At 59.9% G+C, this 21,913-nt stretch carries 22 protein-coding genes and 4 pseudogenes; 15 read left to right on the forward strand and 11 right to left on the reverse strand.

Annotation, left to right across the window (positions count from 1 at the left end; genetic code table 11):
• Nucleotides 1-14: 14 nt before the first annotated feature.
• Both FHT75_RS18170 and FHT75_RS18175 read right to left on the reverse strand, forming a co-directional pair.
• On the reverse strand, nt 15-1,364 hold the full coding sequence (locus FHT75_RS18170; RefSeq protein WP_183845108.1) for an LLM class flavin-dependent oxidoreductase: 1,350 nt from the start codon (nt 1,362-1,364) through the stop codon (nt 15-17).
• Between the two features lie 24 nt (nt 1,365-1,388).
• The gene (locus FHT75_RS18175) at nt 1,389-2,381 is read right to left on the reverse strand and encodes an LLM class flavin-dependent oxidoreductase (RefSeq protein ID WP_183845109.1); all 993 of its coding nucleotides are present in this window, start codon (nt 2,379-2,381) and stop codon (nt 1,389-1,391) included.
• A gap of 221 nt (nt 2,382-2,602) precedes the next feature.
• Here FHT75_RS18175 and FHT75_RS18180 point away from each other — a divergent pair.
• The 3 pseudogenes from FHT75_RS18180 to FHT75_RS36500 form a co-directional block, all read left to right on the forward strand.
• Nucleotides 2,603-2,865 (forward strand): annotated as a pseudogene (locus FHT75_RS18180) (type II toxin-antitoxin system Phd/YefM family antitoxin).
• Nucleotides 2,866-2,933: 68 nt separating this feature from the next.
• A pseudogene (locus FHT75_RS35910) lies at nt 2,934-3,148 on the forward strand (hypothetical protein); the annotation flags it as partial.
• Nucleotides 3,149-3,320: 172 nt separating this feature from the next.
• Nucleotides 3,321-3,473 (forward strand): annotated as a pseudogene (locus FHT75_RS36500) (type II toxin-antitoxin system Phd/YefM family antitoxin); the annotation flags it as partial.
• Between the two features lie 197 nt (nt 3,474-3,670).
• On the opposite strand, the gene repC reads toward FHT75_RS36500, so the two are convergent.
• The 5 genes from repC to FHT75_RS18205 all read right to left on the reverse strand — a co-directional run bounded on the left by repC (nt 3,671) and on the right by FHT75_RS18205 (nt 9,747).
• Complete coding sequence (repC, locus tag FHT75_RS18185) at nt 3,671-4,975, reverse strand: plasmid replication protein RepC (RefSeq protein WP_028755937.1); 1,305 nt, start codon at nt 4,973-4,975, stop codon at nt 3,671-3,673.
• Between the two features lie 200 nt (nt 4,976-5,175).
• Nucleotides 5,176-6,165 (reverse strand): plasmid partitioning protein RepB, encoded by a 990-nt coding sequence (repB, locus tag FHT75_RS18190; RefSeq protein WP_028755938.1) that lies wholly within the window; start codon nt 6,163-6,165, stop codon nt 5,176-5,178.
• The gene (gene repA / locus FHT75_RS18195; protein ID WP_028755939.1) at nt 6,162-7,379 is read right to left on the reverse strand and encodes a plasmid partitioning protein RepA; all 1,218 of its coding nucleotides are present in this window, start codon (nt 7,377-7,379) and stop codon (nt 6,162-6,164) included. Before repA ends, repB begins: the two co-directional genes overlap by 4 nt.
• Before the next feature lie 293 nt (nt 7,380-7,672).
• Nucleotides 7,673-7,849, reverse strand: a complete 177-nt coding sequence (locus tag FHT75_RS18200; RefSeq protein WP_164735883.1) for a hypothetical protein — start codon at nt 7,847-7,849, stop codon at nt 7,673-7,675.
• Nucleotides 7,850-8,661: 812 nt separating this feature from the next.
• On the reverse strand, nt 8,662-9,747 hold the full coding sequence (locus tag FHT75_RS18205; RefSeq protein ID WP_028755940.1) for an ROK family protein: 1,086 nt from the start codon (nt 9,745-9,747) through the stop codon (nt 8,662-8,664).
• Nucleotides 9,748-9,871: 124 nt separating this feature from the next.
• Here FHT75_RS18205 and otsB point away from each other — a divergent pair, with 124 nt between their 5' ends.
• The 7 genes from otsB to FHT75_RS18240 all read left to right on the forward strand — a co-directional run bounded on the left by otsB (nt 9,872) and on the right by FHT75_RS18240 (nt 16,829).
• Nucleotides 9,872-10,651: a trehalose-phosphatase gene (gene otsB / locus FHT75_RS18210; RefSeq protein ID WP_028755941.1), complete on the forward strand. Its 780-nt coding sequence runs from the start codon at nt 9,872-9,874 to the stop codon at nt 10,649-10,651.
• A 199-nt stretch (nt 10,652-10,850) separates the two neighbouring features.
• Nucleotides 10,851-11,735 carry a helix-turn-helix domain-containing protein gene (locus FHT75_RS18215; RefSeq protein ID WP_028755942.1) on the forward strand — a complete coding sequence of 295 codons (885 nt, stop codon included), beginning with the start codon at nt 10,851-10,853 and terminating at the stop codon, nt 11,733-11,735.
• A 217-nt stretch (nt 11,736-11,952) separates the two neighbouring features.
• Nucleotides 11,953-13,026, forward strand: a complete 1,074-nt coding sequence (locus FHT75_RS18220) for a sugar ABC transporter substrate-binding protein (protein ID WP_028757411.1) — start codon at nt 11,953-11,955, stop codon at nt 13,024-13,026.
• A 68-nt stretch (nt 13,027-13,094) separates the two neighbouring features.
• Nucleotides 13,095-13,916, forward strand: a complete 822-nt coding sequence (locus FHT75_RS18225; protein ID WP_028755944.1) for an ATP-binding cassette domain-containing protein — start codon at nt 13,095-13,097, stop codon at nt 13,914-13,916.
• Nucleotides 13,916-15,172 carry a sugar ABC transporter permease gene (locus FHT75_RS18230; RefSeq protein ID WP_049810866.1) on the forward strand — a complete coding sequence of 419 codons (1,257 nt, stop codon included), beginning with the start codon at nt 13,916-13,918 and terminating at the stop codon, nt 15,170-15,172. The genes FHT75_RS18225 and FHT75_RS18230 overlap by 1 nt, the downstream gene beginning before the upstream one ends.
• A 128-nt stretch (nt 15,173-15,300) precedes the next feature.
• On the forward strand, nt 15,301-16,029 hold the full coding sequence (locus tag FHT75_RS18235) for an SDR family oxidoreductase (protein WP_028755946.1): 729 nt from the start codon (nt 15,301-15,303) through the stop codon (nt 16,027-16,029).
• 35 nt (nt 16,030-16,064) lie between these two features.
• Complete coding sequence (locus tag FHT75_RS18240) at nt 16,065-16,829, forward strand: SDR family NAD(P)-dependent oxidoreductase (protein ID WP_028755947.1); 765 nt, start codon at nt 16,065-16,067, stop codon at nt 16,827-16,829.
• A 72-nt stretch (nt 16,830-16,901) separates the two neighbouring features.
• On the opposite strand, the pseudogene FHT75_RS36505 reads toward FHT75_RS18240, so the two are convergent.
• The 3 genes and pseudogenes from FHT75_RS36505 to FHT75_RS18255 form a co-directional block, all read right to left on the reverse strand.
• A pseudogene (locus FHT75_RS36505) lies at nt 16,902-17,132 on the reverse strand (ATP-binding protein); the annotation flags it as partial.
• An 80-nt stretch (nt 17,133-17,212) separates the two neighbouring features.
• Complete coding sequence (locus FHT75_RS18250) at nt 17,213-17,401, reverse strand: hypothetical protein (protein WP_028757536.1); 189 nt, start codon at nt 17,399-17,401, stop codon at nt 17,213-17,215.
• A 158-nt stretch (nt 17,402-17,559) separates the two neighbouring features.
• Nucleotides 17,560-18,276 (reverse strand): Ig-like domain-containing protein, encoded by a 717-nt coding sequence (locus FHT75_RS18255; protein WP_028755949.1) that lies wholly within the window; start codon nt 18,274-18,276, stop codon nt 17,560-17,562.
• 448 nt (nt 18,277-18,724) lie between these two features.
• Here FHT75_RS18255 and FHT75_RS18260 point away from each other — a divergent pair, with 448 nt between their 5' ends.
• From FHT75_RS18260 to FHT75_RS18275, 4 genes are all read left to right on the forward strand, one after another.
• Nucleotides 18,725-18,877 (forward strand): hypothetical protein, encoded by a 153-nt coding sequence (locus tag FHT75_RS18260; RefSeq protein ID WP_164735882.1) that lies wholly within the window; start codon nt 18,725-18,727, stop codon nt 18,875-18,877.
• Nucleotides 18,878-18,915: 38 nt separating this feature from the next.
• On the forward strand, nt 18,916-19,152 hold the full coding sequence (gene rpsU / locus FHT75_RS18265; protein ID WP_028755950.1) for a 30S ribosomal protein S21: 237 nt from the start codon (nt 18,916-18,918) through the stop codon (nt 19,150-19,152).
• Between the two features lie 52 nt (nt 19,153-19,204).
• Nucleotides 19,205-19,399: a hypothetical protein gene (locus FHT75_RS18270; protein ID WP_028755951.1), complete on the forward strand. Its 195-nt coding sequence runs from the start codon at nt 19,205-19,207 to the stop codon at nt 19,397-19,399.
• 95 nt (nt 19,400-19,494) lie between these two features.
• Nucleotides 19,495-19,974, forward strand: coding sequence for a pyridoxamine 5'-phosphate oxidase family protein (locus FHT75_RS18275; RefSeq protein ID WP_028755952.1), 480 nt, complete (start codon nt 19,495-19,497; stop codon nt 19,972-19,974).
• Between the two features lie 30 nt (nt 19,975-20,004).
• On the opposite strand, the gene FHT75_RS18280 is transcribed toward FHT75_RS18275, so the two are convergent.
• Nucleotides 20,005-20,916, reverse strand: a complete 912-nt coding sequence (locus FHT75_RS18280) for a LysR family transcriptional regulator (protein WP_028757537.1) — start codon at nt 20,914-20,916, stop codon at nt 20,005-20,007.
• Nucleotides 20,917-21,012: 96 nt separating this feature from the next.
• Here FHT75_RS18280 and FHT75_RS18285 point away from each other — a divergent pair, with 96 nt between their 5' ends.
• Nucleotides 21,013-21,888 carry an aldo/keto reductase family oxidoreductase gene (locus FHT75_RS18285; protein WP_028755954.1) on the forward strand — a complete coding sequence of 292 codons (876 nt, stop codon included), beginning with the start codon at nt 21,013-21,015 and terminating at the stop codon, nt 21,886-21,888.
• Nucleotides 21,889-21,913 lie beyond the last annotated feature (25 nt).

Below are 21,913 nucleotides of genomic sequence, written 5' to 3' on the forward strand. Positions count from 1 at the left end.
GGTTCGCCGGCGCTTCAGGCGCCGACGGCCTTTCCGCGTTCGAGCTGCTCCGCATCCGCCGCATAGCGGCTCTCGCGGAAGGGTAGGCCGAGATGGTCGCGCAGCGTCTCACCCTTCAGGACCGGATCGAAATAACCGCGCTCTGTGAGGATCGGCAGAACGTATCTGGAGAAATCGTCGAAACCCTCGGCGATGACGGGAAAGCCGAGAATGAAGCCGTCGGCCGCGCCCTGATCCACCCAGCGAATGATTTCGTCGGCGATATGCTCGGCGGTGCCGATGAAGGCGGTGCGCGGCGTTGCCGAATCGAGCGCGACCTGGCGGAGCGTCAAGCCCTTCTCCCGCGCCGTCCGTTTGATGCGGTCGGTGGTGGCGCGGAAATTGTTCCTGCCGATATCGCCGAGTTCGGGGAACGGCTCGTCCAACGGATAAACACTGAAATCATGATGATCGAAGAAGCGGCCGAGATAGAGCAGCGCCTCCTCTATCGTGACGAGGTTGCGGATCGCCTGGTACTTGGCTTCCGCCTCTTCCTGCGTCGCCCCGACGATCGGCCCGATACCCGGATAGATGCCGACTTCCGCCGCCGGACGCCCATGAGCGATGACGCTGTCCTTCAACTGGCGATAAAAGGCCTGCGCCTCCTCGAACGGCCCGCCATTGGTGAAGACGGCATCGGCATGCTTGCCGGCGAGCCTGATGCCGGAATCCGAGGCGCCCGCCTGGAACACGACCGGCTGGCCCTGCTTGGAACGGCCGATATTGAGCGGTCCCTCGATACGGAAGAACCGGCCCTTGTGATTGAGGCGATGCATCTTCGTCTTGTCGGCATAGACGCCGGTCTCGCGATTGCGAACGAAGGCGTCATCGTCCCAGGAATCCCATAGACCCTTGATCGCATCGATATAGTCCTCGGCGATCTCGTAGCGCAGTTCGTGTTCGGGATGTTCGCGGCTGTAATTGCGCCCCGAACCCTCTAGCGGCGAGGTCACCGCATTCCACCCTGCCCGGCCGCCGCTGATGAGATCGATCGAGGCGAACTGGCGGGCAATGGTGAAGGGATCGCTGTAGGAGGTCGAGACCGTGCCAACGAGGCCGATTTTCGAGGTCGAGGCGGCAAGCGCCGAGAGGATGGCGATCGGCTCGAACCGATTGAGGAAATGCGGGATCGACTGCTCGTTGATATAAAGTCCGTCGGCAACGAAGGCGAAGGCGATGCCGGCCGCCTCCGCCTTACGCGCCGTCTTGACGAAGAAGTCGAAATTGACGCTGGCATCGGCCGGTCCGCTTGGATGTTTCCAGGCATTCATGTGGCCGCCGGGACCTTGCAGCATGATGCCGAACGTGACGTGTTTCTGAGCCATGGGATCAATCCTTCTTAAAAACGGTCAGGCGACGAGGGAAAGCCGCTCCGCGGCGAGTAGTTCGATGGAGGCAAGACGCTCGGCGACCGAAAGCGCCGGCGTGTCGAGCACGAACTCCTTGACCCCGTAGCTGCGGTGAAGCTCGTCCAGCTCCTTGCGGATCTGCTTCGGCGTGCCATGCAGCACGCTCGGCACCTTTTCCTCAGTGCGGTAATCGGTGACGCCGGCTTGGCGGGCGAATTCGGCCGCCTGCTCCTCGCTGCCGACATTCACGGTCTGGCCGTTCGGCAGGAACACCTTGACGATGCGCAGTTTGCCGACCCGCTCGCGGGCGTAGTCCTCGCTTTCGGCGGCAAAGGCTGCGAGCGCCAGGATCGGACGCTTGCCGCCGGATACCCGCTCATAGGCCTCGAAGGTCCTGCGCAAATTGTCCGGATCGCCGTTCAGGTGACCGGCAAAGACAAGTTCCCAACCCTTCTCGGCGGCCAGCTCGGCGCTTTCGACGCTGGCGCCGAGCAGGAAACGTTCGGGAGCCGTCGGCGGGAAAGGGGTCGCCTGCGCACCATCGTAATTCGGGTCGGCGGCGAGATAAGTGTTGAGATCGGCAAGCTGGTTGGCAAAATCGGGCTTCCTGGATGGATCGACGGCTAGCTGGAGAGCGCGCGTCGACAGCGGAAAGCCGCCCGGCGCCTTGCCGACACCGAGATCGACGCGGCCGGGCGCAAGCGAAGCCAGAAGATTGAAGGTCTCCGCAACCTTATATGCGCTGTAATGCTGCAGCATGACGCCACCGGAGCCGATGCGGATTTTCGACGTCTTTGCGAGAAGGTAAGCTATCAGCGCTTCTGGCGCAGAGCTCGCCAGATTGGACATGTTATGATGCTCGGCGACCCAGAAACGGTGATAACCAAGTTCCTCGGCCCGGGCAGCAATCTTGACCGTCGCCCGCAGCGCATCTGCGGCGGTTAAACCCTGTTCGATCGGGCTTTTGTCGAGAAGACTGAGGAGGTAGGTCATGACGCCACGATCCGATCCCTGGTTGCAAAGCGTAGTCTATAAAATCAGTAGACAAACATCATTATAAGAAATGACATTCTCTTTCGAACACGCTGAGTGAAAAAAAGATGGCCGCACATAAGATGGAAATCGCCTGCCAGAACTGGGTCTCACCGGCAGCGGAGGGCTTCTTTCAATCGACCACTCAAGGATCAATTTTCCGGTCGAAAGGGCGTAAGTGAATGAAGCTGTCAAAACAGCTAAAGCCGATCAGCGACCTCAAGACGCATGAGCCGACGATCCTTCGGACACTTAAGGATCATTCGCAGCCGGTCGTCATTACGCTTCACGGAGAAGCGAAAGCTGTCCTTCAGGACGTCGGCCAATATGAAGAACACAGGAGACGCTCGCGCTCACCAACCGGCAGGTCGAGGACGGCAAACTGCGCCCCGCTGCGGAATCCTTCGCACGGATCAGCAAACGTCTGGCCGACAGCCAATCCTAATTCATTATGGTGTTCTTTTCGCTGAGGACGCGGAACGCGACATCGAGAGCCCATGCACCGAGCCTGAGGGATTTCCCAACCCGTACACCAGCCTGGCCGCCATCAGGGGCGTCTTACCGCATAGGCGTGCATTATGTGCGCGACGTCCTTGTCCCATATCTTGAAGCTGACCGGCTTCTACGAGCAGGCAAGCTATACGATCCAGCCCCCAGACACGATCCGGCAGTACCATGGCCGATTCCTGCCTGAGGACAAAGCCGCCCTAACCGCCCGTATCTCATAACCCATTGATGCCACAGCAAACGTGCCGTTAACCAGAAGTGATATCGCCTATTACTTCCGCCGCACGGGATGGACTTGTGCATTTCTCCCTCACTTCCGAGAAGGATTCGTTATCGAAGTGAGGTCTTCAAGGTGTCCTTACGTTCCCATAGATCGTGGCACCGCGCCGCGACATTCTTTCGCGGGGGCCGACACCACGCAGTAGACCAGCCACAAACAGCGAGGCTCGCAAGAATTTTGCCGACCTCTTCGAACGCGCCGACCAGGGCGAGGAAATTACCATCATGCGCGCCGACACCGTCTATGCCCGCATCGGTCCAGCCGATACGACATTGTCGAAAAGGGCCTGCTGCACGCCCGTTGCAAAGCTTGGACCTCTTTGCATTGGTGGCACCTCTCATCCATACGATCCGCAAAACCAAAGAGCTCTTTCGAAGGCTTTGGGGATGGAGCTCTTCATAGCAGCCTGCAGAGACTTTTGCCCGAGCTTAGCCACCGCCGCCGCCCACACGGAGCCGAAGACCTATCCAAATTTCCGTCCGGCCGACGCATTTGCCCGCAGAAGAGCCATCAGCATCGGGCCGATCGCGAATTCTCCCTTTTCGCTTCGTCGTGTCAGGCCACGAAGATAGCCACCAGCCGAATTAATGTGGCCACCGCGCTCCAGGATGCATGCCATGACGGTTGCCGCGTTTTCCGGACCCATCACATTGGCGGCCTCTTCGTAGGCCGACGGACTGACGCCGAGCATCGAGCGAACCGTGACCGCCGCGGTCATCAGATCGCGCCAGTTGCGGATGATACCGCCCGGACCATAGGCGAGAATTTCCGGGCAGGCTTGCAGAACCAAGCCGAGCGGGAAGGATTTCAGTCGGTCACCATCATTGCGGCCGCCTGTCCGTAGACTGTGCTCTTTCTCGCACCGACTCGAATGGGCTGCCTCAGCTCTACCCTCTTCTGACGTCGCGGCCCGTCGCCCGTTGTCTTGCTCCGGCATCGCGCCCTGCTTCGTGTCGAAGTCTGGTTCAAGTTCAGAATTAGATTCGGGATTCGAATTCTGTATGTGGCGCTCAATATAATTGGCATTGCCGCGCTCTTTTATTGATTCAATCCGAATTTCCAACCGGTTAAGGACATCTGCCCGCAGAGTCGTCAATTCATCCAGCAACAGTTCGAGCTGCGACGCCGTCGGGGATCGGGGCAGGCCTTCGATCAGGTCTCGGAACTCGCAGTACAGGCCTTGCCAGTCGCCAGGGATCTGTTCCTCGACGGCTGCTTCGATCAATTTTGCGATGTCGCGACGGCAGAGAGTGATGCGTTCGCGCAGACGCTGGACATGCAGCCGCTCGGCCATCACTTCGGCTGCGAGTTGTTCGATCTCGCTAGCACGGGCAAGCAGTGGCGCAAGCGAGAAGCCGAACGCCTCGTTGACCTCCCCTGCCCTGTTCCTGCGGACATAACGCTTGCCGTTGGGGCTGTCCTTGCGCAACAGCAGACCTGCCTGGACGAGCGCGGCGAGATGACGCCGGACGGTCTGCTCGGCCATGCCGTGCGTTCTGAGCGAAAGCTGGATGTTTGATGGGAATACGATCAAACCGTTTTCCTGCGCCAGCTCGTTCTTCGGATAAAAGCTCAAAAGAGCGTTGAGTACGGCAAGCGCTCGATCGCTGATGCCGAGAAGCGGCTTTGCTTCGCAGAGCGCGCGAAACAATCTCCACTTGTCGACGGACTGATCAGTCTTGATCTCGCGTGCCATTACCTGGCTTGTGAGCATGCCAAGCGTCATTAACCGCCGCCCGAAGGGCGTCGTCACATTCCCGGTTTCCATATCTTCCACCTCAACGAGGCAAAAGAAATCCGCTCGCCAAAACGGCGCCAAAAACTCTTGACAGCGATTCTCGGAAGTGCGATTCTCGGAGGTGTTCAAGACTACGAGGAAAGCTTCCGTGACGGTGACGTTCGGGGGCTTTTTTCTTTTGCGCGTTATCTCCTATCCGGATTGTCAGCTGACAATCCGGTCTGACTGCCTCATTTTCCCTCATTCTCCTCTTCGAACTCGGCGGCGAGGCTTACCAACCGCTGAGCCAGGAATTCCGAAAACGCCGCCGATTTGACGGTGATGCGAAAGGTTTTGCCGGAGCGGGCCACCAAAGCAAGCGGAGCGCCACCCTGGGCCCGGAGGGTCTGCTCGGCCCGCTGCGGTGGGGTCTTCTCCTCCAGCGCTTTCCAGATGACATCAAAGCGGCTGTTGGTGTCCAACGCCAGGAAGCCGCGGGCTCCGATTGCGGCCTGGGCCTTCTTCTGCCCGCCCGTCTCCCTGAATTTTTCGGCAAACGCCAGCCAGCGCGGGCGTCCAACCTTGGGAGCCGGCCCAATGGCGAGAATAATCTCGGGGTCGATGGTCTGAGCCACCTGCAGGAGCCGTGAGGTTTCCGGCTTGTCGGTTGTCAGCGCCGTGGCGATCATCTCGCGGCTGAATCCATGCTCATCCAGGCGGCGCGCAAACAGTGCCCGCTCGATAAAACTCAAGTCGACTCGGGGGCCGTTTTCCTGGCCCTGTGCGAGGATCAGCTCTTCATCCGTGAGCTTTCGCACGACGGCCTTGACGGGAACCCCGATCTCTGCCGCGGCTCGCAGGCGCCTGTGGCCATAGGCGGCCTGGTAGTGCCCAGCCCTTACCGGGTCCGGCCGTACCAGGATCGGAACCTGCTGGCCGCTGTCCCGGATCGATTGCTTCAATCGCTCGAACTCTGCATCCCTATCGACCGGGATACGGTCGCGGATAAAGGACATTTCGACGGCAGCCGGATCGATCTCCAGTACCTTGTCGCCGGAGGCCAGCGATTCACGCAGCGCCTTGGCGGCAGCCGCTTCCTCTCCCAACCGGCCAAGCGACAAATTCATCGCCTTGACCGCTCCCGATGGGCGGTGCGGCGGCTGCGCGATTGGCGCCTCCGGCCGTGTCGGCTCGACGGCGCCGACCATGCTTTTCAGGATGTCGCGTCCCTTTGGGCTCATGTCCTGCTCCATGCGCTGCGGATGAGTTGCTCGACCTCGGCATTGACGCTGTCGACGGATTCCACCCCGCGGTCATAGGTCTGACGATGCATCGTCTCGCGTCCTGCCTCGTAGATTGTCTGCTTAGAGAGTCCCGCATCCGAGACAGCCGTCGACTTGACCATCATCGCCGTCAGCACGCGCTCGCCGAACAGACTGCGCAAGAAGGCGACGATCTGCGCCTGCGGCCCATCATTGGGCTCATAGCGGGTGATGAGATAACGCATCCAGTCGTAATCCAAATTGCCGCCTGCCTGTTTGACTACGGCCAGCAGGTCGGAGGTCATCGTTAGGAACTGGTTCATCGACGCCACGTCGAGCATCTGCGGATGGACGGTGATCAGGACGGAGGTTGCGGCGCAGAGGGCAGACAGCGTCAGGAAGCCCAGGGTCGGTGGGCAATCGATGATGACGACGTCGTAGTTCTGCTCCAGCGAATGCAGCGCATTACCAACCCGCATGAAGAACATGTCCTTGTCGTCGCGGTTGGTGTCGGCAAGCGCCTTTGGCGTATCGTGTTCGAACTCGTGCAGTTCGAGATTGCCGGGAATGAGATCGAGCCCAGGGAAATAGGTCTGACGGACGATGTCGCTAACATCGCGGCGCGTCTCGTCATATTTAATGGCGCCGTAAAGTGTCTCGTTTTCGCCGACATCGAATTCGGGCTGATATCCGAGCATCGCCGACATCGACGCCTGCGGATCGAGGTCGACGGCGAGCACGCGGTAGCCACGCAGAGCCAGGAACTGCGCCAGGTGGACTGATGTCGTCGTCTTGCCGGAGCCGCCCTTGAAATTGGTCACGGCGATCACCTGGAGATGGTCGCCCGGTCGGCGCATCGGCAAATAGGAGGGTTTGGTGCGCCCGAGGTGCTGGCGCATCGCATGGATTTCCTCGAGCGAGAATACCCGACGGCCAGCCGCCGTCTTTTCCGGACTGATGCTCTCGACCTGGGCGGCGAGATGACGAACATAGCTGTCGGTGACGCCGAGCAGCTTGGCTGCCTCGGTGCTGCTGAACCGCCGCAACGATTTGCGGGCATTGGGTGAAAACAATCGCTCGAACAGCACCTGCAGCTGGCTGCCGAGCATCGTCGAGTCCTGCGCAATCGTCTCGTCGATCGAGACTGGACTCGCTCTCTTGGCTTTCTCAACAATCGCGACCTTGGTCGGCATTCACGCAAATCCTGATAAATCGAGTGATTTTGCGCAAATGATCGTGAGTCTGCTGATTCCGTCAAGCGGTTTCTTGGATGGCCAATCTATTATAAAATGGATTCTGCAAAAAAATCATGTGGAATTCCGGAATCTTAGCACCATTGTCAGCTGACAACGACGGCCTGCTCCGGGTCGATGAAAGCCAGCCTCAAAGTATCGCGGCACATAATCGATACGACTCAGCGTCGCTAGCGCTCCATCCAAGCGCACCTTCGGACGCCTGGCATAGACCGATCAGGTTGTTCGATTTCTCATTTGTAGGCGGACGAACGGTACAGGTTTTCGGCTTCCAGCCCGCGGACGGGTTCATTGCCGGAAGGCTTGTCATTTGCGTCCTGGGTTTCGGCATCGCGGCGTGACGCTGCAAGGGCCAGCATTTGTTCGAGACGGCCCGCATTGAGCGGAGCGCTTATTCCCTTGAAGTTCATTGACACATCCTTCGTCATAGATTGCGTGAAGCCGCAGAGATAAGCGTAATTCGAACCCGCCGATAACCGCCAGGCAGCGTTATCACCATCTTTTCCTGGGGCCGGGAAGGGGAGGGCCTCCATCTTTCAGGTGGTTTAAAAATGCAGCGACCGGCGGCCACGATGGGGATTTCGGATCACTCTGCTTACCAAGTTGGAAAGGAGCCTCGCAGACACAGGCCGGGCGTGAAAGGAAGGCGGCCCATCTTTGATAGCAAGGGCGAGCCGGCACTGCCGCTGATCGTGCTTCATCGCGGTGGAGGTCTTCCTGCAGAAGCGCTTTGCTGCGCAGCCTATCGGGGTGAGGGGACATTCGGCCTTGGTCTTCTCCGCCCCAATCTAAGTCGGCGAGCAGCTGGTATCAGAGGGGTGGGGCTTCGGTTGCGTCAGGATCCTGTCAATGGCCAAGCGATCACAGTCCTAGTCCTGTGCCGGCGTCAGAACGGGGTCATAGCTGTAATCATGCCGGGACGACGCGGCCTCCACGTCGAAGATCGCAATAGCGCGCTAGGCGAATCAGGCATCAGCCGATATGATCGGCAGGCCAGCGGGTTCACGCAGTATCGTTCAGCTCCCGAGCCAGTCCCCCACCTATACGCTCCGCAAAACCACGATCCTTCCTAGAGGAACTGATTGATGAGTTTGCTTCCGTATACGGAATTCTTCTTTGTTTACCGCATGTTTACCATAACGCCCCCGATCACCGCCAAGCCCGCATCGCCGCCCATCCGCGCGCCTTTGTCATTTGGTGCTACGTGAGGAAGGGGGTGAGCCTATCGCGCCTTCGTTGCCTCGCGATTGGTAAAATGCGCGTTGCCCAAACCTGTACCGATGGTCAGCACGGCCCATCTCGACACGTCGTTCATATAAGGGATCTGCGACAATCCCTGCACGACGGCATCGTTGTGCATCATCACGAATGTGCTGTCGTCGCCGATCTCGGGAATGGCCTTCATCAGCGCGCCGGGAAGGTTGAAGCTGTCGCTCTCCCAGTTTCCGCCCGGCAGGTTCTGTCCGCCGCGTTCGATGGAGCCATCGGCTTTGATGATTCCGGGGCATGCGATCCCGATGATGGGCGCGGGTTTGAGATTGGCTTTCTCAGCCTTGCCAATCAGATCCTGCAACATCGCGGCCAATCTCTCGATGGTTGCGGTACGGCTTGGCTCGTCGTCGGCGTGGCGCCAGATGGCTGATTCCCAGACGCTCGCATCTTTAAAATTCGGTACGTCGTTCTTTCCGAATTTAACGACGCCGGCGCGAACATTTGTCCCGCCGATGTCGACGGCGAGCATCGCCTCGTGGCCTTTGAAAATCCACGGCGGCATCAGGTGAACCGCGCCGATCAGTCCGGCCTCATCGGGATGGTGAACGATCGGCACCACCTCGACATCAATGCCCGCCACCTTGAGAAGAACCATGGTCCTGGCGATCGCCAGCTCGCCAAAACGGCTCTGCCGGAAGCCACCGCCGACGACGATGCGTTCCGTCCTGCCCCAGCGCTTGTCTTTGAGGAACTTTCCGATCACGTCGGCAAAGTCCTGGGAAAAGTCCTCCACCGCCCCCATGACCAATGCCGCCGCCTCCATATCGTCGCCTTTCAGAAAGGCATCGATCTTCTTCTTGGAAAGCTTCGCCGTCGCGGTCTTGCCGATCGGGTCATCTCCGACCTTGCGGATGCGCTTTCTCCAGTCGTCGAGCTTCTGTTGGAAAGTCTTCTTGTTGGCGTTGTCGCCAACGAAACCATCCTTGTCACGCAGTTCGTTGTTGTAGTCGTCGATCGTCACCAATGGCAGATTTAAAGCGCCATGTGCCAGCGGGGCGTTGACCTCATCACGGGGATCAGAACTGCTTTTGGCCATCAATGTACCTTCTACGGCGCGAGTGCTCGAACGGGCGGCGAGATACAACGCGGACTAGCCTCAGGATGTTCCGGAGTCTGAAAAGCCACCTTGTCCTTGTTGGCCGGCGACCTAGCTTCAATCATTGCAGAGTTTGGAGAATACCGTGCAGGACGACACCGCTACCCAGGAAATGCTTTCACTGGTCTTGGAAGAGCCGGACCATTGGGCGATGTTTCTCGATATCGACGGGACGCTGCTCAATCTTGCGCCCACACCGGATGCGATCGAGGTCCCAGAAGCGCTTCCCGGACAACTTCATCGCCTGTCGAACAAGCTCGGCGGTGCCCTGGCGCTGGTCACCGGACGATCACTTTCTTATGCCGACGAGCTGTTCAAACCCTTTGAATTTCCGACAGCCGGCCTGCACGGTGCCGAGATCAGAAGCGCCACCGGCATGCAGACGGTCGAGGCGACACCTGAGTTTCAGGCACTGAAACATGCGCTGACCGCGGAAGCCGAGCACTATCCCGGTGTCTTGATCGAAGACAAGGGCGCGGCCGTTGCCGCCCATTACCGTCTCGCACCCGAATATGAAAAGGTGCTTGAAGACCGCATGCAATACTATGCCGAGCTCGCCGGACCGAACTGGGCATTGCAACTCGGCAAGAGGGTATTTGAATTGCGGCCGGCACGGTCGAGCAAGGGCGATGCACTGGAGCGATTTTTCCAGTCCGATCCCTTCAGGAACCGCTGCCCGATTACGATCGGCGATGACCTGACCGACGAGTCGATGTTTGCGATCGCCAATGCCCGCGGCGGCGTTTCCGTGCGTGTCGGCGCGATCGGCACCCCGAGCTGCGCCACGAGCCGGCTGTCCTCCTCTGCACTGGTCAGAAACGTCATTGCCGCCTTGGCAGCCTGAACTGCGTCCTCGGACGATATGCATGCGGATTGTTGCCGTCTTTCCGTCCGCTCCGCAGCGTCAATTGTCAAAAAAGTATCGGTTTTGACTGGGAATCGTGGTGGCGGGCGTGAAACGAGACCACTACACTCCCCTTAACAATAAAGCCAAAAAGGGAATTTGGCGGGCTGGCGTGGAGCCGTCCTCGGAGGAGGAAACAATGGAACCTGACTTGGAAGTCATTCAGATCAGGCCGGGCGAATCTTTCGCAACGAAGGCGCACGGCTATCCCTACCATACGGTTCGCTGGCATTTTCACCCCGAATACGAACTTCATCTGGTCGTGGCGACGACAGGACGGTATTTCGTCGGCGATTTCATCGGCGAGTTCGAGCCTGGCAATCTCGTGCTGGCGGGGCCTAACCTTCCTCACAACTGGATCAGCGATGTCCCGAAAGGATCGAGTATTCCGCTTCGCTGCCAGCTCATCCAGTTTAGCGAGAATTTCATCAGCGACACGATGAAGGTGTTCGCCGAACTCGGTCCCTTCGATGCGGTTCTCGAAGCCTCCCGCCGCGGCGTGCTCTTCGGAGCCGACACCAGCCGCGAGGTTGCTCCCCTGATGAACGAGGTGCAGCAGGCGCACGGCGTGCGTCGCATCGAACTGTTCATGATGATCGTCGGCCTGCTCAGCCGGGCGCAGGATTCCCAACTTCTCGCCAGCCCGAGCTATCTGCCCGATCCATCGGGATACATGTCGGCCGGCATCAACAAGGCGCTCGCCTATATCAGGGAAAATCTGACGAAGTCCTTCGACGAAGCCGATCTCGCAGCGATTGCCGATCAGTCGACAGGCGCCTTTTCGCGCGCCTTCCGACGCCATACCGGCATGTCGCTGGTACAGTATGTGAAACGCCTGCGCATCAATCTTGCCTGCCAGATTTTGATGAGCGATGACCATGCATCGATCACCGATATCTGCTTCGAGGTCGGCTTCAACAATCTGTCCAACTTCAACCGGCAGTTTCTCGCGGAAAAAGGCATGACGCCTTCTCGTTTCCGGCGATTGCTGGGTGACAATATCAACGTGGCAAAGGCGGCCTAGAGGAGGAGTCGAAAGGGCACAGCCCGAGGGAGGACAAAGAGGAGGAACCAAAACTGACACTGACTTGAACGTGGGCGCGCGATGAGCGCGCTCGCGATCGGAGATGCTTGTCCTCAAAACGTCAAACCGCAGGGACAGGCGCGACCGTTCATTCAGCCGAACGGCCAGAGCAGAACAGTGCAATCGCGAACCTACACAATTTTACCAATGGGAGGAGATGGAAATGATGAAATTCTCGACAAAGTCGGCAGGCGCCGCGGTCTTCGTTCTGTCCTTGCTGGGCGGTACTTCCGCCTTTGCGCAAGCAGCCGTTTCGGATGCGACAGTTGCATTCCTCATGCCCGACCAGGGCTCGACCCGCTATGAGGAGCACGACCATCCGGGTTTCGTCGCGGAGATGAAGAAGCTTTGCGCGTCATGCAAGGTTCTTTATCAGAACGCCGATGCCGATATCGCAAAACAGCAGCAACAGTTCAATTCGGCGATCACCCAAGGCGCCAAGGTCATCGTGCTCGACCCGGTGGATTCGGCAGCGGCCGCATCGCTCGTCCAGCTCGCACAGAGCCAGGGCGTGAAGGTCATTGCCTATGACCGTCCGATTCCAAAAGGCAAGGCCGATTTCTACGTCTCCTTCGACAACAAAGCGATCGGCAAGGCAATTGCGGAATCGCTCGTTCAGCATCTCAAGGCTCAGAATGTGCCGACCGATGGCGGTGGCATCCTGCAGATCAACGGTTCGCCGACCGATGCGGCTGCCGGGCTGATCAAGGACGGCATTCACGAGGGGCTGGCGAGCGGCGGATATAAGACGCTTGCCGAATTCGACACACCCAACTGGCAGCCCTCGAATGCGCAGCAATGGGCAGCCGGCCAGATCACCCGTTTCGGCAAGCAGATCGTTGGCGTGGTCGCCGCCAATGACGGTACCGGCGGCGGCGCAATTGCAGCTTTCAAGGCAGCGGGCGTCGATCCCGTGCCGCCGGTGACCGGCAATGACGCGACGATCGCGGCACTACAGCTGATCATCTCAGGGGATCAGTACAATACGATCTCCAAGCCGAGCGAAATCGTTGCCGCTGCCGCTGCCGACGTCGCCGTGAAGCTCCTGGCCGGAGAAACGCCGAAGGCCGAAATGACGCTGTACGACACGCCGGCGCAACTTTTCGTCCCTGCGGTCGTCACTGCCGAAAACCTCAAGGCTGAGATCATCGACAAGAAGATCAACACCGCCGAGGAGCTGTGCACCGGCCGCTATGCTGACGGCTGCAAGAAGCTCGGCATCACGAAGTAATCCGCAACGGGAAGCGCGACCGGTTCGCCGGCTGTGCTTCCCGCTTCGCTTTCCTGAAAGGCCAGGCGATGTCTGAAACCTCCCATACCCTTCACCCCTACCGTCAGCCTGTCCTCAGCCTGCGCGGAATATCGAAGAACTTCGGGGCTGTGTCGGCGCTCACCGATATCGAACTCGACGTGCATGCCGGCGAGGTTGTGGCGCTGGTTGGCGACAACGGCGCCGGCAAGTCGACATTGGTCAAGATCCTGGCCGGTGTGCACCAGCCAAGCTCGGGCACGATCCTGTTCGAGGGCAAACCGGTGAACCTGCCGAGCCCAAGTGCTGCTCTCGGGCTCGGCATTGCAACGGTATTCCAGGATTTGGCACTTTGCGAAAATCTCGACGTCGTCGCCAATATCTTTCTCGGCAAGGAACTCAGTCCGTTTCAGCTCGATGAGGTCGCCATGGAGATCCGCGCCTGGCAGCTCTTGAACGAGCTTTCGGCTCGCATTCCAAGTGTGCGCGAGCCGGTCGCCTCACTCTCCGGAGGGCAGCGCCAGACCGTGGCGATCGCCCGATCGTTGCTGCTTGAGCCGAAACTGATCATGCTCGATGAACCCACAGCAGCGCTTGGCGTTGCTCAGACCGCCGAAGTGCTTGACCTCATCGAGCGCGTGCGGGAACGCGGCCTCGCCGTCATCATGATCAGCCACAATATGGAGGATGTGCGCGCCGTTGCCGATCGCATCGTCGTCCTTCGTCTCGGCCGCAACAATGGCACCATGCCGCCCGACGCGTCCAACGAACAGCTGGTCAGCGCCATCACCGGCGCCGCCAACAATTCCGTCTCCCGCCGCGCGTCGCGCCGCCAGGCGCAAAGCCGAGAGAACGAGGAGGGCAGGCCATAATGAAGACCATCCAGAATGACCCGGCGGCGCCGGCGCTGCTCGACCGGCGTGACGAGAGAGTGCGCCACGATGACAGTCTGGGAGGCTCGATCCAGGCCTTTTGGGATCGCATCCGCTCCGGCGATCTCGGTTCCCTGCCGGTCATTGTCGGCCTGGCGATCATCTGGACGGTGTTCCAGGCGCTCAATCCGGTGTTTCTCTCCAGCAGCAACCTCGTCAACATGCTGTTCGACTGCTCGACGGTCGGGGTCATCTCGCTCGGTATCGTCTGCATCCTGATGGTGGGTGAGATCGACCTCTCCGTCGGCTCCGTCAGCGGCTTCGCCTCGGCGCTGGTCGGCGTCTTCTGGGTCAACCAGGGTTGGCCAGTGGTCCTGGCAATCCTCGCCGCCATGATTGTCGGCGCCCTCATCGGCTCGCTTTACGCGTTTGTCTTCAACCGCTTCGGCATGCCGAGTTTCGTGTCCACCCTGTCCGGGCTACTCGCGGTTCTCGGCCTCCAGCTCTATATCCTGGGAGCGACCGGTTCGATCAATCTCCCCTACGGTTCCTGGCTCGTCAGTTTCGGCCAGATCATGGTCATGCCGGATCCGATCGCCTATGCGCTGGTGTTACTTGCCGGCATTGCCTTTTTCTTTTCCGGCTACCGTACGGCGACACGCCGGCGGGCAGCCGGCCTGTCGGCAAAATCGACCGGCGGGCTGCTGCTGCGCGCCGTCATCATCACGCTCGCCCTGGAAGCCGTCGCATTCTATCTCAACCAGTCGCGCGGCATTCCGTGGATGTTCGGCCTTTTCGTCGGACTCGTCGCCGCAATGAACTATGCGCTGACGCGCACGAAATGGGGGCGCTCCATGCATGCCGTCGGCGGCAACAGGGAAGCGGCCCGCCGCTCCGGCATCAACGTCTCGCGCATCTATACGAGCGCCTTCGTCATGTGCGCGCTGCTGGCGGCAGCCGGCGGCGTGCTGTCGGCCGCACGGCTGGCGACGGCAAGCCAGCAGGCCGGCACCGGCGACGTCAATCTCAACGCCATTGCGGCAGCCGTCATCGGCGGCACGAGCCTGTTCGGTGGGCGCGGCAGTGCCTACTCAGCCCTTCTCGGCATCATCGTCATCCAGTCGATCGCCAGCGGGCTGACGCTTCTCGATCTGTCGTCGTCGCTTCGATACATGATCACCGGTGCTGTCCTTGCCGTCGCCGTCATTGTCGACTCGCTGGCACGCCGATCGCGGATCTCGCACGGCCGAGCTTAGAGCAATTTCAGCAAAAGTGCGCAGCGGTTTTGCCGTCCGGAATTGCGTGAAGACAAAGAGATAGAGCGCTTCCGTGATTCGAAGAAGAACGGAAATGCTCTCACCAACTGGGAAAACAGAGGAAGAAAATGGGACAGGATCTGTCTGGAAAAGTCGCGGCCGTCACCGGGGCGGCGTCGGGTATCGGACTTGAATGCGCCAAGGCTTTGCTTGCCGCGGGCGCTCGGGTCGTGCTGGTCGACCGCAATGAGGAAGCGTTGCGGGAAATTTGCTCGAAACTGGGCGCCAATGCCATTCCACTGGTCATCGAACTCACCGATCCGAAAAGCGTCGAACGGATGATGCCGCAGATCCTGGAAAGAGCCGGCCAGCTGGATATCTTCCACGCCAATGCAGGCTCCTATATCGGCGGTGAGGTGCTGGGTGGCGATCCTGATGCCTGGGATCGGATGCTCAATCTGAACGTCAATGCTGCCTTCCGTTCGGTGCATGCCGTTCTGCCGCATATGGTCGAGCGCAAGACCGGGGATATCATCCTGACGAGTTCCGTTGCTGGCATGATCCCTGTCGTCTGGGAGCCGATTTACACGGCGTCCAAACACGCGGTCCAGGCATTCGTCCATACGTTGAGGCGGCAGGTGGCCAAACATGGATTGCGCGTCGGCGCCGTCGCTCCAGGCCCCGTGGTCACCGCTCTTCTCAGTGATTGGCCGCAGGAGAAGCTGGATGAGGCGCTCGCCGCAGGCGGCCTGATGGAAGCGAACGAAGTGGCCGAAGCGGTGCTCTTCATGCTGACGCGCCCACGCAACATCACCATCCGCGATCTCGTCATCCTGCCGCAGAGCGCCGACATCTGACGAAAGTGCGAACGCCCACGTAAGAGGAACCGAACATGATCTTCGACAGATTTCGCCTGAACGGACAGGTGGCGCTGGTGACCGGCGGCACGCGCGGCATCGGGCTTGCCATCGCCGAGGCGCTCGGCGAGGCGGGCGCCAAAGTCATCATTACGGGCCGGGCCCGCAATGCGGCGGCGGAAGATCGGCTCTCCAAGGCCGGCGTCGAATGCGATTTCATCGCCGCCGATCTGAGGAAGGAAAGTGCTGCCGACGAGCTCGTCACCGAAACCCTTTCGCGCGCGGGCCGGCTCGACATCCTCGTCAACAATGCCGGCATCGCCATTCACGGCGACAGCGGCGAATTCTCCGATGCCATCTGGCGCGAGATCATGACCATCAACCTCGACGCCGTCTTCCGCGCCTGCCGCGCCGCGCTCGCCCCCATGCGACGCCAGCGCGGTGGCGTGATCCTCAATATCGGTTCGATGTCGGGCATCGTGTCCAATATTCCGCAAAACCAGGTCGCCTATAACACCTCCAAGGCGGCCGTCCACATGATGACCAAGAGCATCGCCAGCGAGGTTGCCGCCGAAAACATCCGCGTCAACGCCATCGCACCCGGCTATATCGAGACCGATCTGTCACGCGGCGGCATCGACAATCCCGACTGGTTCCCGACCTGGCGCAGCATGACCCCCATGGGACGCGTCGGGCAGCCTGAGGAGGTGGCCGGCGCTGCACTGTTTCTCTGCTCGGCCGCGGCAAGTTATGTCACCGGCGAAGTGCTTGTCATCGACGGCGGTTATACAACGCGGTGAGACGCAGGCCTCGGGGTCGGGGAGCTCGGTTCGGTGCCGCCCACGTCTGAGGCGCAATTCAGCAATCTCTCCTCAGCCCTTTGAGAACTGAACCGGGATGGTGATTTCAAACTCGGCGCCGTCGCCGGTCGTCTGCAGCGGCCGGATCGTACCGCCATGGGAGCTCAGCATGGCGCGGACGATGCCGAGACCCATACCGTGCCGCCCTGCTCGCGGCGGGTGGAGAAGAACGGCTGTTCGGTCGCTGGCCGATACGCTGAGTTCCAACAGGCTGGCGCCGTACCGAAAAGCGTTTTCGGCAAGGGGACGCAGCGAACATCACCCAATCAGTTGACTGGCTTGCCGAGATTTGTGAGCGGATCGTTGAAAAATGCCAGGACGCCTCATCGGAACCTTGGCGCACGTTTGGCATTGTGAAGCAGTTCGCAGGCGGTCGCGAACGGCCCAAAAAGTTTGAGCAACAGCGCTTGTTGCTCGGCGTCTATACGGTGTCGCGCGCAGAACTCGGTAACGGACCAGACTTTGGTCAGATCGTCCGTTTCGATTTGGCTGGGTTCGATATGTTCGGTCAACGGCGTATCCTCCGATACATCGAGCCTACCGCTCTCCGGCGTTTATAAGAACTAGCTAAAAAGAACTATGCCGTTTTGCAGACCTTCTGACAAGCGGAAATGAAAACGCCCGCCAATTGCGCGGCGGGCGTCGTGTCTTACTGATCTACCGTTGTCGCTCAAGCGATATGGGAAGAATCAAAATCCGTGCCGGTGATGTTGAGCGTCACCTTGGCGGTGTCCGTGTGGCCTTCGCCGTCGGAGATCTTGTAGTAGCGCAGAACTTCCGTGTAGGTCTGGCCCGCATTCAGATCGCTCGTCAGTTCGTAGGTGAATTCGCCGTTCGACTTGACATGGAACGTGCCATACGTGCCGGCGACGTCGGTAACGGCGTCATTATTGGCATCGACCTTGGTGCTCAGGAACTGGCGGAGGAACATCTTGCCGTTATCGCCGGCAATGTCGTTGTCCAGAACGTTACCAGCGATGGCGCTGCCTTCGGTGAAGTGGAAAGTATCGTCGACCGCGATCGGCTTGACCTGAGTGACGCCCTGGATGTTCAGGGTGAACAGACCGACGTCGGTATGACCGCTGCCGTCGGAGATCTTGTAGGAAACCTTCTCCTGGTAGGATTCACCATTGGCGAAGCCGATCTTGGCAGCGTCGCTCAGGACATAGGTGTAGCTGCCGTCCGGCTTGACGAAGAAGGTGCCGTAGTCGCCCTGGATCTCGGTGACCTGGCTGTTGCCGCTCTTGGCGCCAACGCTCGCGCCGTCGAAGGCACGCAGGAACAAGTGGCCGTTATCGGATGAATCGTTGGAAAGAAGATTTCCGGAAATTACGTCAGTTTCAAGAAAAGTTGCACTATCATCAGTTGCGTGTATCGGCGAAGCCATCGCTCTCTCCTAAAATTGTTTATCATCGGGTCAATTTCGACCTCTGCGAGCCGCTCCTTTAACAACCTATTAATACTACAAGTCAATGGCCTATTTAACGGAAGGTTAATTTGGCTGATGGTCTCCACGTTGCTTCCATTCCGGCGAAATAATGTCACATTCGAGCCGAATCTTAGAAATTTCGGCCCGAACTACACCCGGATAACTTGAATAAAATCGTATGAAGTATATCTGAAGGCGACTGGCGATGCCGACGTCGTGCTATCTGGGCCATCCGTTGCAATCGCAGCCGCCGATACCTATGTTGCGGATGTGCCCGATCCAAGCAAAATCGAAGCCCGCTTCTGGCCTGATTGAGGCGCTTTATGCATCGGTGCGCCTAGGGCCAGGTGATGCGCAATCCCACAAACAATCGATGACGCGGCCACGGCCGACGAAGGATTTCATTTTGAACGACATACATACAGCCACCGCCGTTGCGGCGGCGAGCCCGCGTGAGGATGACGAAGCTGTCCGTAGCGCTGCCAAGACTTGGAAGCCGTCTCCCTGCCTGCTCACCCGCCGTGAATTGCAGGCTTTGATCGCCGAGCAGCTCGGCTGAGCGCGATTGGCGCACCATCCAAACAAGGAGAACTCGAAATGCAGGTACTCGTCAGAGACAATAATGTCGATCAAGCACTCAGGGTCTTGAAAAAGAAAATGCAGCGCGAAGGGCTGTTTCGTGAAATGAAGGAACGGCGCGCTTATGAGAAGCCGTCCGAACGGCGTGTCAGGGAAAAGGCGCAGGCGATCAGCCGGCACCGCAAGGCCGCACGCAAGAAGATGCAGCGTGAAGGTCTGATCGCCGCGCCAAAACGGGCGGTGGCCGCCCGTTAGCGACCCATTCCGACCGGGTTTCGGCGGTTACATTCCCTGAAAGGAACAGACAATGGACGAACTCAATAGCCTCACCGTTTCGGAAGAACGCCTCGAGGATTGCCGCGATGTCGTGGAGCCGGATCTGCAGGATCTGATCCAGAGTGCTTTGACATCGGGCTTTTCCCGTGAAGAAATCCTCATCGCCGTCAGCGAACTGGTCGCGGAAGACTTCGCAATGGTCATGAAAACCCCAAGCGTCCATTGAGGCGCGGGCGCAGTGGCTATCAGAGCGTGGCTGCCGGCGCGGAACATCGGTCGCGGCAGATGGTTACTCCGTCTCCTTGACAGATGGAGATGATGATGGCCGAGCATGACGATGCGATGCGGGTATGGGAGCTGATCGACAAGATCGGGTTTTGCATGCTGACAACGCGCAGCAGCGACGATCTCAGAGCCCGCCCGATGTCCGCCTATACCGCGCAAATCGAGAACGCGATCTATTTTCTGACGGATGTCAGCAGCCACAAGGACGATGAGATCGTTCGCTGGCCAAATGTGTGCCTGGCCTTTGCCGACACCAAGGGACAAAAATATGTTTCCGTGTCAGGCACAGCCGAAGTGCAGAACGACCGCGACAAGATCAGGGAATTATGGGCGACGCCGGCAAAGGCGTGGTGGGACAATCCTGCTGACCCCTCCATCCGCATCCTCAAGATTACCCCTTCTTCGGCAGAATATTGGGACAGCCCGGGCACCATCATCAGCTATATCAAGATGGCGGCCGCCGCGGTCTCGAACAGCAAACCCGATATGGGCGACAATGCCGAGGTCAAACTCTGACGCTGAGATACGTTTTGCAGACGACGGGCCTTAGGCCTGGTTTGCCGATGCCTTGACGAAGTCGATGAAGGCCCGCAGCGGTGCGGGCACCAGGCGCCGACCGGGATAATAGAGGAACGGCCCGGAAAAGCTCTGCCACCACGGTTCGAGGATGGGTTCGAGCGCACCGCTGTCAAGATGCGGGCGCAGCCAGTCCTCGAAAACGGAGATGATCCCCGTGCCCGATATTGCGGCGTCGACGGCAAGATCCATTGCCCCGCCGACCCTCACGATCAATGGTCCGGTCGGTTCGACCCGTACCACCTCGTCGTCTCGCTCGAATTCCCATGGGGACGTCAGCGCACCGCTGGCAAAACGACCCAGCAGACAGGCATGGCCGAGCAACTCGCGAGGGTGTTGCGGCCGGCCACGGCGATCGAGGTAGTCGGGCGAAGCCGCAGTGGCAAAACGCTGGATGCGTGGCCCGATCGGCACTGCGATCATATCCTGCTCCAGCCGCTCGTCATAACGGATGCCTGCATCGCAGCCGGCAGCCAGCACGTCGACGAAGCTCTCCTCTGCAACGACTTCCAGCCGAATGTCGGGATAGGCGGCGAGGAACGGTGGAATGATGGCCGGCAGCACCAGCCGCGCCGCGCTGACCGGCACGTTGAGGCGCAACGCACCAGCCGGCCTGTCCCGAAATCCGTTGACCACGTCGAGGGCAGACTCCACCTCGCTCAAGGCAGGGCCCAGCCGATCCAATAGACCCTTGCCCGCTTCGGTGGGGACGACGCTGCGCGTCGTGCGGTTGAGCAGCCGAACACCGAGCTCGGCCTCCAGGCGTCGCACCGCTTCGCTGAGGAAGGAGGCGCTGCCGCCGCTGGCGCGCGCGCCCTCGCGAAAACCGCCGGCCCGCGCCACGGCAACGAACGCATTCAGATCACCCAGGTCGACTTTCATTGTTCGCCACTCCGCACAACCCGTGCGGTTTGTACCTGATTATCCCACGCGTCGACAGCGCCTATCTTGGTGTCATCTCTTGAAAGGAGTGAGACCATGTCCATTATCGATCAGGCCGGCAGTTTCAATCTCGGCGGTCGCAGCGTGAAGCGGCTCGGCTACGGCGCCATGCAGCTTGCCGGCCCCGGCGTGTTCGGCCCGCCCAGGAATCATGGCGCGGCCCTGGCCGTGCTGCGCGAGGCGGTGGAAAGCGGCGTCAATCACATCGACACCAGCGACTTCTATGGCCCGCACGTCACCAACCAGATCATCCGTGAAGCGCTCCATCCCTATCGCGACGATCTCGTCATCGTCACCAAGATCGGCGCCCGCCGCGGCACGGACGGATCATGGATTCCGGCCTTCTCGCGGGAGGAACTGACGCAGGCAGTCCACGACAATCTCCGCAATCTCGGCCTCGATGTGCTTGATGTCGTCAATCTCAGGATCATGTTCGACGTGCACGGCCCAGCCGAAGGGTCGATCGAAGCACCGCTGACGGTCCTCGCCGACCTGCAGCGGCAAGGTCTGGTTCGTCACGTCGGGCTGAGCAACGCCACATCGAGGCAGATCGCCGAGGGCCGCCGGATCACCGAGATCGTCTGCGTGCAGAACCAATACAATCTGGCGTATCGGGCCGACGACGAGCTGATCGACGATCTCGCCCGCGAAGGCACCGCCTACGTGCCGTTCTTCCCGCTCGGCGGGTTCACCCCGCTGCAGTCGTCCACCCTGTCCGATGTCGCCGCCCGCCTTGATGCCACGCCCATGCAGGTGGCGCTCGCCTGGCTGCTGCGTCGCGCGGAAAACATCCTGCTGATCCCGGGCACCTCGTCCGTCGGCCATCTCAGGGAGAACCTCGCCACCGCCAGCCTCGCACTGCCGGATGACGCCGTCTGGGAATTGAACCGCATGGCTGATATCGCCGCCTGACGGTTATCGCAAGATCGCAGCTGAT

Source organism: Rhizobium sp. BK112, from assembly GCF_014193215.1.
GTDB lineage: Bacteria > Pseudomonadota > Alphaproteobacteria > Rhizobiales > Rhizobiaceae > Rhizobium > Rhizobium anhuiense.